Raw genomic sequence first — 13,797 nt, 5'->3', positions numbered from 1 at the left:
CGTCAAAAGTACTCATTGATAACTTTTTTGAAAGTTATCAACTCCATGCTTTTTCCTTTTAATTAAACCCTACAGCTTAAAGTTGAATCACTACTACTTCAGTGACAAAAAAGTAACTTCTGTAATAAGTAATTAAACAAATATTGAGTTAACCAGTAATTGTTTAGTTTGCAGCGGTTTAATTCAAATACAAAGTAAAAAAGCAGAGTTGACGTTAGTCAATGAGCATTTTTAAACGCAGTAGTTGAGTTAAACCGCAATAAAATAAATGATTACTATCAAATAAAAGGCTCTCTCCCGTGGCAAAAATAATAAGTAAGATAAACACTCGCAGCCAAGACTTTCTTGATAATGCTGCTCATATGCAAACCCAAGTTGATGATTTACGAGAAAAACTCGGTGAAATAAAACTTGGCGGTGGCGAACGATCTCGAGAGCGACATATCGGACGTGGTAAGTTATTACCAAGAGATAGAGTCAATGCTTTACTAGACGATGGCTCAGCATTTTTAGAGTTCTCGCAACTTGCCGCTTACCAGGTTTATGATGATAACGTGCCTAGTGCCGGTATTATCACAGGTATAGGCCGAGTGGCTGGTCAAGAGTGTGTTATTGTTGCCAATGATGCCACGGTTAAAGGGGGTACTTATTACCCACTCACAGTAAAGAAACACCTTCGCGCACAATCTATTGCAAAAGAAAACAACCTACCTTGTATTTATTTAGTCGACTCTGGTGGCGCAAACTTACCAAACCAAGATGATGTGTTTCCAGATAAAGAGCACTTTGGTCGAATTTTCTTTAACCAAGCGAATATGTCAGCCAATAACATTCCTCAAATTGCTGTTGTTATGGGCTCTTGTACTGCGGGTGGTGCATATGTTCCTGCAATGGCTGATGAGTCAATTATTGTTAAAGAGCAAGGCACTATATTCCTAGCGGGACCTCCACTAGTTAAAGCAGCGACAGGTGAAGTTGTGAGCGCTGAAGATCTTGGTGGTGCGGATGTACATTGTCGTACTTCAGGTGTTACCGATCATTATGCACAAAACGATCACCATGCTCTTGAAATAGCACGTTCTGCTGTTAAAAACTTAAACCGAGTAAAACCGGTAACAATAGATTTCAAACAAGTTGTTGAACCCGAATATCCAACTGACGATATTTACGGCATTATTCCTAAAGATACTCGTCAGCCTTATGATATACGTGAAGTTATTGCTCGTATTGTTGATGGCAGTGAATTCGACGAATTTAAAGCCCTTTATGGCAATACCTTAGTTTGTGGTTTTGCCAATATTTATGGCTATCCTGTTGGTATTGTCGCCAATAATGGGGTGTTATTTGGTGAGTCTGCTGAAAAAGGTGCACATTTTATTCAACTATGTGCACAACGAAAAATTCCTCTAGTATTCCTACAAAACATCACTGGCTTCATGGTGGGTAAGCAGTACGAATCAGGCGGTATAGCTAAACATGGTGCCAAAATGGTTACCGCTGTAGCTACGGCGCAAGTACCTAAGTTTACCATTTTAATTGGTGGTAGTTTTGGCGCAGGAAACTATGGCATGTGTGGTCGAGCTTATGATCCACGCTTCTTATTTATGTGGCCAAATTCACGTATATCTGTGATGGGTGGCGAGCAAGCAGCTGGCGTTATGGCGCAAGTAACACGTGATAAAAAAGAAAAACTCGGTGAAAGCTGGAGCGAAGCCGAAGAGCAAAGCTTTAAACAACCTATCATCGATAACTATGAACACCAAGGTCATCCTTATTACGCCTCGGCGCGTTTATGGGATGATGGCATTATCGACCCTGCTGACACTAGACAAGTTTTAGGTTTAGCTATTTCAGCCTCATTAAACAAAACAATTGAAGAGACCAAGTTTGGCATCTTCCGTATGTAATACCAGTTTCATTAATTAAGTGGTCTATTTTATACGCAGGAAAAACAACCAAATACAAGGAGTTTATTTTAATAACTAGTTGTTCTAATTATTAAATAAATAACGAAGTAGTTGATTATTTTAACTAGTAGAAATAGTCACATAGTTACTGAGATCGGTATAGCTGTATAAATAAAAGGTGAAACGTACTTATTATGAATACCAACAACGACAAGGTTTTGTTAGAAGTTAATGAGCAAGGTATTGCCACAGTTACTTTGAACAATCCTGATAAACACAATGCTTTTGACGATGCCATCATTAAACAGCTAACTGAGATTTTTAACGACATCAGTAAACGCGATGACATTAGCGTTATGATTTTAGCCTCAAACGGCAAGAGTTTTAGTGCCGGTGCTGACTTAGGTTGGATGAAGCGCATGGCAAGTTATTCGTATGAAGATAACTTGAAAGATGCCAACGCTTTAGCGCAAATGTTAAAAGCGTTAAACTTTTTGCCACAAACAACTATTGCCAAAATTCAAGGCGCCGCTTTTGGCGGTGCTGTTGGTTTAGCGAGCTGTTGTGACATTGTTATCGCGAGCACCAAAGCAAGCTTTTGTTTAAGTGAAGTTAAATTGGGCTTAATACCCGCAACCATTAGCCCTTATGTAGTAGATACCATTGGTTTAAAAGCGAGTCGCCGTTACTTTCAAACTGCCGAACGTTTCTTTAGCGATAAAGCACAGTCACTTGGTTTAGTAGATGAAGTAGTCTCGCCTGAGCTGCTAACTGATGAAGTCAATAGTATGGTCGCCAAGTTATTAGTTAATGGTAGTCAAGCGAGACGACAGGCAAAAAAACTTAGCCAAGATGTCGCCTTTCAACCAATTGATGAAAACTTACTCAGAGACACTAGTGAGCGTATAGCAGCTATTCGCGTATCAACTGAAGGACAAGAAGGTTTAACCGCCTTTTTTGAAAAACGAGCGCCTAATTGGTAAGAGTAAGCGTCAAGTTCTCAGTTGCTAGTGATATTAAGTGATACTAAAAGAATAAAAGGATAAAAAAATGTTCAGTAAAATTTTAATTGCCAACCGTGGTGAAATTGCCTGCCGCATTATTAAAACAGCCAAGAAAATGGGTGTATTAACCGTTGCCGTTTATTCAGATGCCGATAAAGATGCTTTGCATGTTCATATGGCCGATGAAGCCGTTTACATAGGCCCTTCGCCATCACGCGAAAGTTACTTGTTAGGTGATAAAGTTATCGCTGCCGCCAAACAGACAGGCGCTCAAGCAATTCATCCTGGTTATGGATTTTTGTCTGAAAATGCTGGTTTTTGTCGTAACTGTGCCGCTGAGAACATCACTTTTATCGGCCCTCCTGTCGCCGCCATTGAAGCGATGGGTTCAAAGTCTGCCGCTAAAAACATTATGGAAAAAGCCGATGTGCCATTAGTGCCCGGCTATCATGGTGACGATCAGTCACGTGATATTATCAAAAAAGCCGCTGACGACATGGGCTATCCGGTACTACTAAAAGCCACAGCAGGTGGTGGTGGTAAAGGCATGCGCCAAGTGTGGAGCGAAGCAGAATTCGATGAAGGTTTAGCCGCTGCAAAACGTGAAGCGATGTCATCATTTGGTGACGACACTATGTTGGTTGAAAAATACCTAACACAGCCTCGCCATGTTGAGATCCAGGTATTTTGTGATAATCATGAAAATGCTGTTTATTTATTTGAACGTGATTGTTCAGTACAGCGTCGCCATCAAAAAGTCATTGAAGAAGCCCCTGCTTTTAGCATGAGCGAAGAATTACGCGCTCAAATGGGCGAATCAGCAATTAAATCTGCTCAGGCGATAGGTTATCAAGGTGCAGGTACCGTTGAATTTTTACTTGATATCGACGGCTCTTTCTATTTTATGGAAATGAACACCCGCTTACAGGTTGAACACCCAGTTACTGAAATGATCAGTGGACAAGATTTAGTTGAATGGCAATTACGTGTAGCCGCTGGTGAATTACTGCCTAAAACACAAGAGCAACTTGTGCTCAATGGTCATGCTTTTGAAGCGCGAATTTATGCAGAAGATGCTAATAACGACTTTTTACCTGCAACAGGAAAGTTAAGTCTATTAAAAACACCTATTGAGAGCGAACATGTTCGTATAGATACCGGTGTTCGTCAGGGCGATGACGTCAGTGTGTATTATGATCCTATGATTGCTAAATTAATTGTCTGGGATGAAAATCGTGAAAAGGCACTGCAGCGCTTAGCAAAAGCATTGAGTGAGTACCGTATTAATGGTGTCACGACTAATATTGATTTTCTTTATAATTTAGCAACATCTGCTCCTTTTAAAGCCGCAGATATTGATACAGGTTTCATTGAAAAAAATCATGACCTGATTTTTCATAACGATGAAAAACCATTAGTCAATGAGTTGCCTATAGCAGCTTTATTCCTTGTTCTATCTAAAGAAAGCAAGGCAAAACAGCAAGCGCAGCAAAGTAACGACCCACATTCTCCTTGGTACAATGCCAATGCATGGCGCCTAAATGAAGCTAATTTACATACGTTAGTGCTAGCGCACAATGATACCGAGCACACGGTGACAGTTGAACAAAAGCGTCAGGGTAATGATGCCTATTATTCAATTAATATCAATGGTGAAAAGTTTGATTGTCAAGGCGAAATTTTAACTACGCCACACAATGATGACACTATCGTAGCGACTGTTAACGGACATCGTAGCCAAACAACCTTTAATCATTTTGAAAATAACATAAGTCTATATAGGACTAATGGCGTATTTAACTTTACTCATATTCTGCCAGACTGTGGTCAGCATAACGAAGATGATAATCATGGCGGTTTAATCGCGCCAATGAACGGCACTATGGTGAGTGTTTTGGTTAAATCTGGCGAACAGGTTAGTAAAGACCAACCTTTATTGATCATGGAAGCGATGAAAATGGAACATACTATCAAAGCGCCAAGCAACGGTACTATTGATGAGATATTTTTCCAAGTCGGCGACATGGTAGATGGCGGTGCTGAGTTATTAGCGTTCACGGAACAAGAAAGTAGCAGTGAAGAGTCGGAGTAATCATGTTATCAAGCAAATTACCACAGCAGGTTAAAGTTGTTGAAGTTGGTCCTAGAGATGGTCTGCAAAATGAAGCAACGCCCATTGGTGCTAGCGATAAAATTCAGCTGATAGAAAAACTCAGCGATGCTGGCGTTAGTTATATTGAAAGTGGCAGCTTTGTTTCACCTAAATGGGTGCCACAAATGGCAACCTCTACTGAAGTGTTTGAAAAACTCAATCGCAATCAGAAGGTAACCTATGCAGCATTAACACCTAATATGCGTGGTTTTGAAGCAGCAATGGCAGTCAATGCTAATGAAGTCGCTATCTTTGGCGCTGCTTCAGAAAGCTTTAGCCAAAAAAACATAAACTGCTCTATTGAAGAGAGTCTTGAGCGCTTTGCACCTATTATGGAAGCGGCTAAAAAAGCGAATATCAAAGTCCGTGGTTATGTTTCTTGTGTATTGGGTTGTCCTTATGAAGGTGATATAGATCCAGAGCAAGTCGCTTTAGTCGCAGAAAAACTCTTTGCTATGGGTTGTTATGAAATTTCATTAGGTGACACTGTAGGTGTCGGTAATCCAGCAAGCGTAACAAAGATGATACAAGCCGTTAGTGCACGTGTACCAACAGATAAACTAGCGGTTCACTTTCATGATACCTATGGGCAAGCGTTAACTAATATTTACGCTGCATTACAAATGGGTGTCAAGGTAGTCGATAGTGCTATTGCTGGTTTAGGCGGTTGTCCTTATGCTAAAGGTGCTTCAGGTAATGTAGCGACTGAAGATGTAGTTTATATGCTTAACGGTTTAGGTATAGCGACAGACATCGATTTCAAAAAGTTACTGCAAGCAGGTTGGTTTATTAGTGATAAGTTAGGTAAAGCACCTATATCTAAAGTATCAAATGCTTATTTAGCACAAGAGAAAGTTTCAGAAAAGTAGCAATTTCTTCGCACAGAGAGAATGAAGGTAAAGCAGATTAAGATAATGATGAATTATTTTGTTTATTCTTTCTCTCTGTTAAATTTTTATAAAATATCAAACCAAATGAGGAGAATAAAATGGCAGGATTCGACAAAGTAGTGTCAAGCTATGAGGAAGCCATGGCTGGGCTAACAGATAACATGACCGTTATCGCAGGTGGTTTTGGTTTATGTGGTATCCCAGAAAACTTGATCAGTGAAATCAAGCGCAAAGGGACTAAAGGTTTGACCTTAGTTTCGAATAATTGTGGTGTTGATGATTTTGGCTTAGGTGTTTTATTAGCTGATCGACAAATAAAAAAAATTGTTGCCTCTTATGTGGGTGAGAATGCTGAATTTGAACGCCAAATGATGGCGGGAGAACTCGAAGTTGAATTAACACCACAAGGTACGCTTGCAGAAAAGATGCGTGCAGGTGGTGCTGGTATTCCAGCTTTTTACACGGCAACAGGTGTTGGTACGCCTGTAGCTGAGGGCAAAGATGAACGAACATTTAATGGCCGTGAGTATATTTTAGAAGAAGCTATTACCGGTGATTTTGCGATTGTCAAAGCATGGAAAGCCGATAGATACGGTAATTTAGTTTTTAGAAAAACGGCTCGAAACTTTAACCCTATGGCAGCAACTGCTGGCAAGATTACCGTTGTTGAAGTAGAAGAAATAGTTGAAGTGGGTGAGTTAGATCCAGACCAAATCCATACACCTGGTATTTATGTTGATCGCTTAATTCAAGGCACTTTCGAAAAGCGTATTGAACAACGTACTGTTCGTCCATCTTCAGCACAAGGAGCAAAATAATGGCGTTATCAAGAGAACAAATAGCTCAACGTGTTGCCCAAGAACTAAAAGATGGTTATTACGTTAATTTAGGCATAGGTATCCCTACCCTTGTTGCAAACTATGTTCCGCAAGATATTGAAGTGATGTTGCAATCAGAAAATGGTTTACTTGGCATGGGGCAATTTCCAACGGAAGAAGAAATTGACGCCGATCTAATTAATGCCGGTAAGCAAACTGTCACTATGGCAACTGGCGCATCTGTTTTTGACTCTGCAGAGTCTTTTGCGATGATACGAGGTGGCCATGTAGATTTAACTGTTCTGGGCGCCTTTGAAGTCGATGTTAACGGTAATATTGCTTCCTATATGATACCCGGTAAATTGATCAAGGGCATGGGCGGCGCAATGGACTTAGTGGCTGGGGCAGATAATATTATCGTTACCATGACACATGCTTCTAAGCATGGTGTTTCAAAACTACTTAAAAGCTGTTCTTTGCCATTAACGGGTAAAGGTTGCATTAAGAAAGTATTAACTGATTTAGCGTTTATTGAAATTAAAGAAGGTAAGTTTCATTTGCTTGAACGTGCCCCTGGTGTTTCTATTGAAGAAATAATTAAGTTAACTGAAGGCGAACTTGTTGTGACTGGTGACATACCAGAGATGAAGTTTTAATTCTATAGTACTTTGTAACTAAGAAAGACCTTATTTCGTAGTAAAAGCAAAGAGATACCTTTCTCTGAAACATTCAAATAAAGGTAATAGTTATCAAACTATTACCTTTATTCTTTACATGTTTAGTCTCGTATTATTTCCATTCTCATTTTCACTAACTGTTCTCTCGCGCCCATTTAGCTTGCACTTTGGTAACAATTACGTGATACTTATTTTTGACAAAGAAAAGGCAAAGCACGCGAAAACGTGTTACGCAAAACCACCGGTCTAAGGGTAAAGTTTAATTATTTATCTATGACAGCGGAGTCACCTCGTTAACAGGTACATCCCGTGGTTTTTTCTTTTATTAACTCCATTATTAAGGTTTATAAAATGAAAAAATTATTAATAGCTTCCACCATCACAGTTTTAACATTAGCGTCTGCTGTAACAACACCAAAGGCACAAGCTGCTGACATTGCGACAAGTATATGTGAGTACGTAGCGGCCGATGACAAGAAACGCATGCGTTCATTTTTAAAGACAAATAAACTTAAGATTCGTCGTATCTTCGACAATATCCAGTGTAATGGTAAGAACTTATTAGAGTTTGCATCAACCTCTGGCTCAGTAAAAACTGGTTCTTTGATGATTTCAAAATTACCAAAGAAAGTAGTTTCGGCTAACCTAGAGATGCTTCAAACTGGATCGCAACCATTGATAGACGCTGCCAACGCTCGCGTTAGCAGTTAAAAATTATTTAAAGTAGATGTTAATACCTTTTAGCAATAAAAACGGATGAGTAAAAGCTATACTATTTAATAATTCTATGTCATTTTAAAAAATCCAGCTTTGCTGGTTTTTTTTTGTCCTAAATAAAGTAATTAATGAGTTAAGTAGCTAGCGAAGTAAATCAAAAGCACATACACTTAAGTCATTGAAGTCGAGTAATAAATAGATACAATTCTGACGGTTTAAAAATAAAAAAATCATTCTCTATGACACTAAAAAGAAACTATCTGAATAATAAAAACGCTCTGGTGCTAACTGGTGGTGGTGCCCGTGCAGCCTATCAAGTTGGTGTTTTGTCCGCCATTTCAAAGTTCATCCCTAGAAACCATGGTATCCCCTTTTCAATCCTTTCAGGTACTTCTGCTGGAGCTATCAATACCACCTCATTAGCTTGTTATGCATCCTGTTTTCAATTAGGGGTAAAGAAACTGGAATGGGCCTGGAAAAACTTCAATATATCAAGTATCTACCATAGTAGTCCGATCAACGTATTTAGTCATATAAGCCAAGGTATGCTCGCTAGTTTCCAAGCTGATTATGCGAATAAAAATCCTCGTAGTTTACTTAACAACGCCCCTCTTAGAGCATTACTTAACCAAATCCTCGACTTTAATCGCATTGATAATAATATAGCGCGCGGATACTTATCAGCCGTATCAATTACAGCATCAAGTTATAGCAATGGTGACTCTATTAGCTTTTATCAATCCGATGGTTTAGCACTACCTTGGTCTCGCGTTAAAAGACGTGGAGAATTATGCCAGTTAAATACAGAACACTTAATGGCTTCAGCTGCAATTCCAATGGTTTTTCCTTCGGTTAAAATTAAGAACCAACACTTTGGAGATGGTTCAGTACATCAACTTTCTCCATTGAGTCCAGCGATACATTTAGGCGCAAAAAAAATATTTGTGATTGGAGTAGATCAGCCAAAGGAGCCTATGCATACAAGAGAAAACACACCACATCCGCCAAGCTCGGCAACTATTGCGGGTCATCTACTCGATTCCATTTTTTCAGATACCATGCATAGCGATCTTGAACGCATGGCACGAATAAACGAAACGCTTAAATTGATTTCAGCTCAAAATAGAAAAGAAAACGAAGGATTACAGCACATAGATAGTTTTGTTATTAATCCTAGTCATGATTTTAATGAGATTGCTGCTCAGTATTATTATGACCTACCTTTATCTATTCGCTTGTTATTGCGTAGCGCAGGCATAGGAAATGATTCTGAGTCGAGTATTATCAGTTATTTATTATTTGAGAAAAATTTTTGTGGTGAATTAATAAGGTTAGGTTTTGCTGATGCCATGGAGCAAGAACAGGCCATTAGAAGTTTTCTTGATATATGACCATCCTTGATAGATTGTGGAGTGGAGGTTTAACTATTAGCCTAAGAGCATCACCTTAGGGCTTATCTTTTTTAAACAACTCACTTTAGAGCTAACCATTTTAAGAGCAACTCTCACTTATTAAAAGATAGCGCTCTTATTCAGAATATAGTGTCTTTGCAAAGGAAAGTCCTAGTTATTCTATTAATAAACTACTTACCCTCTTGTACATAATGATCTGCTTTTTCAACTCCCCTAGGCTTTCCGCGAATAATCAATGTATCTTGTGCTTGTAAGACAGTGTCTTTCCCAGGTGATTCACATTCAATATCACCTCGGCGTAAAGCAACAACGTTCACTCGCATTTTACCGAGATTTAATGATTCAATGCTTTTACCACAACTAAAAGAATTATCATTTATTAAAATAGCGTGAGCAAATTCAATTCTATCTATAGCTTGTGGGCTCATATCAGTGTGCTCTCCCTGAAAGAAGCCGTGTAAATGGTTATAGTGGTTTTTACGCTCTCTTTGCACACGGCGCATAATGCGAGAAAATGGCACGCCCGTAAGCGATAGCACTTGCGAAACTAACATTAAACTACCCTCTAAGCTTTCAGGTACAACCTCATTAGCGCCCGCAGCTTGTAAAGCATCAAGTTGGTCATCATTACGAGTTCTTACCAGAATAGGGACTTTTTCATTCATACTTCTAACTTTTTGAATCACCTCAAGTGATTGCTTATCATCACCAAAAGCAATGACAACTAACTTAGCTTCAGATAAGTGAGCCGCATTAAGAACTTCAGTTTGCCTAGATGAACCAAAGAGTACTTTCTCACCTGCTTCTCTCGCTTTTTGAGTGCGAAGTGGATCAACATCAATGGCAACAAAATCAATTTCGTCTTGTTTTAAAAATCGACTGACTGTCTGCCCTACTCGGCCAAAACCGCAGATGACAACATGATTCTCTAAAACTTTATTTTCAGGTAATTGTGATAAATCAAGCGATTCTGGTGATTTTTCTTGACTCAAAAATAGTGCCCAAGATCTGGCGTTGTTGATCATAAAAGGAGTAATCGCCATACTGATAACACCTGCGCCAAGCAGCATTGAAGCAACATCTAGTGGCAATATTTGACTTTGGTTTGCTAACGCTATTAGTACAAAACCAAACTCCCCCATTTGCGCCAGCATTAAACCCGATGCCCAAGCATCTTTACTTGATTCTCCCGCTTTAACCGCAAGGATTTTGATTACCATAATTTTGACTAGCATAAAACAGAGCATCAAGCCTAATAAACTAAATGGTGATGATATTAATAAACTCACGTCGAGTTTCATACCAACAGTGATAAAAAATAAGCCGAGTAAAATATCTCGATAAGGCCGAATATCGGCTTCAAGTTGATGCTTATACTCACTCTCACTTAACATCATACCAGCAAGAAAAGCACCTAATGCCATTGATAAACCGAACCATTGGGTGAAAGCTGCGGCTAATAAAGTCACTAATAATGTGGTTAATACAAAGAGTTCATCAGTTCGTACTTGCGCAATAATGTTAAATACTTTTGGGAGCAACCACTTACCAATTAATAATAATAATGCGACAACCACAACCCCTTTCACCATAGCTAGCATTAACGCCCAGACCATAGAACTCTGGCTATCCATAGCCAACATAGGAATAATGATTAATAACGGCACAACAGCGACATCTTGAAACAGTAAAATAGCGACCGATAACTGCCCTGATTTTCGTTTCATGGCACCCGTTTCACTCAGTTGCCTGATAACAATAGCGGTAGAAGAGAGTGCGAGTATACTACCAACAACAAAAGCTTCAGAAAAACTTAAACCAAAAAACAGTCCCGCAATTATAAAGACAAGTAGTGAAATACCGACTTGTAAGCTACCAACAGAGACCACTAAATGGCGCATCGCCATTAATCGTGGTAATGAGAATTCTAGCCCTAAAGTAAAGAGTAAAAATACAATACCCAACTCGGCAAAGTGATCATAATCAACTTGGTCCTGAACTAGATTTAAACCGTGTTGACCAACAAGCATGCCTGCAACTAAGTAAGCTAAAATCGCCGGTAAATTTAGTCGACGAAATAGCCATACCACAAATACAGCACAGGTTAAAATCGCAAGTATTTCAAAATAACCGCTCACATAACTTCCTTTCGTTTGCTTTGATAATTTTTAGAGGTGGTCAATAACAGAACTAAGATTTAGGCTTATTTGCCAAGCGGCAAAATATTGCCGCCAACATTATGACTCAAGAGAAAAACTGATAATCTATTCATAGTTTACCTAGCCTTAAAGTATATTAACAACAAAAATAAATCACATTGCACTCAATGAATATATTTCATTGAAAATTAGTAACATTAACCTGAAAACAAACAAATTATAACTAAGTGGTACGTTTATTGCTTTTATCTTAATAGTTAAAAAATAGCGTCAAAATATGCTCTTAGAGCGATCATATTTATCAATTGACGTTATAAGATAAAGTTAATGAGGTTGTTGTATGCAAACACTAAACGTACTTGATAATAGGTTTTCTCCCTTTAATACCTATAGTACATTAAGCACTGATGCACTTGTTGCTGAAACTTTTACTAATACTATTTTTGATAAACGTCAGATCCTAGCGCTGATGACGCAGCTACAAACTACACTTGATATTGATGAACTATTAAGTATTTTTGCGGTAGAAGCTACCAGATATGTTGATTTTTCTGGGCTGTACTTTAAAAGTCAGAATTTGAATACTGTACTTTTTGGCAGCAGAAAAGCTAAAAAAGAACAATGTTTTGAATTAAAGATTGAAGATAATTTTATTGGTACACTCAGCTATGGTATCAATAGCCCTATCAGCTTAACTAACTTTAAAGTGTTAGAACAACTTCACCTATGCCTGTTACACCCGATTAAAAATGCCATTGCGTATCATACAGCAATGCAACTTGCTATGCAGGACGGTTTAACTGGATTAGGTAATCGCCGATATTTTGACGAACAATTAAAACGTTCAATGCATAACGCTAACCGACATCATAGCTTGGTTGGTTTAGTCTTAGGTGACTTAAATAAATTTAAGGCTATAAATGATACTCATGGCCACATTGCTGGAGATACCGTCTTACAAGAGTTTGCCAATGTACTACGCTTATGTACTCGTGACTCAGATAGCTTATTTAGATTTGGTGGTGATGAATTTGCTATAATCGTCGAAAATGCTAATGATACCGCTTTAGCTATCATTGAAAACCGAATAAACCTAGCTTTAGCTAGTAATGTACAATTAAATAAATACCAACTAGGTTGCAGTATAGGTTCAACGTTTATGAACAGAGCCGATAATGAACTCAGCTTTTTTGAGCGTGCAGACGAAATACTTTACCGTCGTAAGATGCAAGTATCTTCGCACTTAAGTGTTGTCTAAGCTTCTACAGCTAACTACTAATAGATAAGTAATAGAGAAGTAATAGAGAAGTAATCACTTACTTTTAGCGACTAGCGCCTTAAAAGCGATTTTACGGTCGTTTGCGCTAGCATTAACTAATAACCGACAAAAACGGACCGCTTGGGCAAATGATTTCTCATCAATACCACTATTGCCCAAGTGTTGTAAAACCGCGGTAACATAGTGTTCATCTAGTAAAAATATTTTTGCATAATGCGCAATAGCATCAGATAAAGAGGGGTACAAAACACCATCAAAGTTAAAGGTTTCGACTTGTAAATCCTCAAGATCAACCTCCTCAAGTTCAATACCATTAGCCACCAACGGCCAACCTAAATAACTTACCCTCGCCTTTGCTACTTCATACATAAACCAGGCACTTCGGGCAAAACCAGCAAAATTTCCTTGCTCAAACCCACTTGTTGCCAACTCTTGCTCTGTCCAATTAACACCGATAGCAAGATCTTTAGCATAGCGCTTTAATAGCTTTTGCTTTACATAACCTTTGACTGCCAAAATTGTATTTTCTTTGGCTTTATTCGCAAATTGTTGACACTCTCGGCAACTAGGAAGAGAGATTAATGGATGGGAACTAGAGAGTGATAAGTATTTATCACTCTCATAAGCAAAGGCGGAACTATAAGAAGGGAAAATAAAAACAACATGGCTAGGCTCACCACAAAACCAGCAACAATGCCTTTTATCAAAAGGCGTTTCTGTTATAACTATAGGTGCTATCACTGGTTTTGTTAACTTATTATTACCGAGTTTTTCAGACAAAC

11 protein-coding genes and 1 riboswitch are annotated in these 13,797 nt (G+C 38.6%); of the genes, 9 read left to right on the top strand and 2 right to left on the bottom strand.

Annotated elements, in window-relative coordinates:
- The first annotated feature begins 299 nt into the window (after positions 1 to 299).
- From CPS_RS07120 to CPS_RS07085, 8 genes are all read left to right on the top strand, one after another.
- Complete coding sequence (locus tag CPS_RS07120) at positions 300 to 1,907, top strand: carboxyl transferase domain-containing protein (protein WP_011042438.1); 1,608 nt, start codon at positions 300 to 302, stop codon at positions 1,905 to 1,907.
- 194 nt (positions 1,908 to 2,101) lie between these two features.
- On the top strand, positions 2,102 to 2,890 hold the full coding sequence (locus tag CPS_RS07115; RefSeq protein ID WP_011042437.1) for an enoyl-CoA hydratase/isomerase family protein: 789 nt from the start codon (positions 2,102 to 2,104) through the stop codon (positions 2,888 to 2,890).
- 67 nt (positions 2,891 to 2,957) lie between these two features.
- Complete coding sequence (locus CPS_RS07110) at positions 2,958 to 5,003, top strand: acetyl/propionyl/methylcrotonyl-CoA carboxylase subunit alpha (protein ID WP_011042436.1); 2,046 nt, start codon at positions 2,958 to 2,960, stop codon at positions 5,001 to 5,003.
- Between the two features lie 2 nt (positions 5,004 to 5,005).
- Entirely contained in the window at positions 5,006 to 5,932 is a 927-nt protein-coding gene (locus CPS_RS07105) for a hydroxymethylglutaryl-CoA lyase (RefSeq protein WP_011042435.1), read from the top strand.
- Between the two features lie 119 nt (positions 5,933 to 6,051).
- Entirely contained in the window at positions 6,052 to 6,771 is a 720-nt protein-coding gene (locus CPS_RS07100; RefSeq protein ID WP_011042434.1) for a CoA transferase subunit A, read from the top strand.
- Positions 6,771 to 7,427 carry a 3-oxoacid CoA-transferase subunit B gene (locus tag CPS_RS07095; RefSeq protein WP_011042433.1) on the top strand — a complete coding sequence of 219 codons (657 nt, stop codon included), beginning with the start codon at positions 6,771 to 6,773 and terminating at the stop codon, positions 7,425 to 7,427. Before CPS_RS07100 ends, CPS_RS07095 begins: the two co-directional genes overlap by 1 nt.
- A gap of 218 nt (positions 7,428 to 7,645) precedes the next feature.
- Positions 7,646 to 7,741, top strand: a riboswitch (cyclic di-GMP riboswitch).
- A gap of 58 nt (positions 7,742 to 7,799) precedes the next feature.
- Positions 7,800 to 8,159 (top strand): DUF3718 domain-containing protein, encoded by a 360-nt coding sequence (locus CPS_RS07090; RefSeq protein WP_232769080.1) that lies wholly within the window; start codon positions 7,800 to 7,802, stop codon positions 8,157 to 8,159.
- A 245-nt stretch (positions 8,160 to 8,404) separates the two neighbouring features.
- Entirely contained in the window at positions 8,405 to 9,556 is a 1,152-nt protein-coding gene (locus tag CPS_RS07085) for a patatin-like phospholipase family protein (protein ID WP_011042430.1), read from the top strand.
- Positions 9,557 to 9,747: 191 nt separating this feature from the next.
- Here the strand turns inward: CPS_RS07085 and CPS_RS07080 are convergent, their stop codons facing one another.
- A complete protein-coding gene (locus CPS_RS07080) occupies positions 9,748 to 11,715 on the bottom strand; it encodes a monovalent cation:proton antiporter family protein (RefSeq protein ID WP_011042429.1) in 1,968 nt (655 codons plus the stop codon).
- A gap of 361 nt (positions 11,716 to 12,076) precedes the next feature.
- Between CPS_RS07080 and CPS_RS07075 the strand changes: the two genes are divergently transcribed.
- Entirely contained in the window at positions 12,077 to 12,994 is a 918-nt protein-coding gene (locus CPS_RS07075) for a GGDEF domain-containing protein (protein WP_011042428.1), read from the top strand.
- 54 nt (positions 12,995 to 13,048) lie between these two features.
- Here CPS_RS07075 and CPS_RS07070 read toward each other — a convergent pair whose 3' ends face one another.
- Positions 13,049 to 13,795: a hypothetical protein gene (locus CPS_RS07070; RefSeq protein ID WP_238383597.1), complete on the bottom strand. Its 747-nt coding sequence runs from the start codon at positions 13,793 to 13,795 to the stop codon at positions 13,049 to 13,051.
- Positions 13,796 to 13,797 lie beyond the last annotated feature (2 nt).

Source organism: Colwellia psychrerythraea 34H, from assembly GCF_000012325.1.
Taxonomy (GTDB): Bacteria; Pseudomonadota; Gammaproteobacteria; order Enterobacterales; family Alteromonadaceae; genus Colwellia; species Colwellia psychrerythraea_A.
Note: the sequence above shows the minus strand (reverse complement) of the source record. Positions and strands in the feature narration are given on the sequence as shown.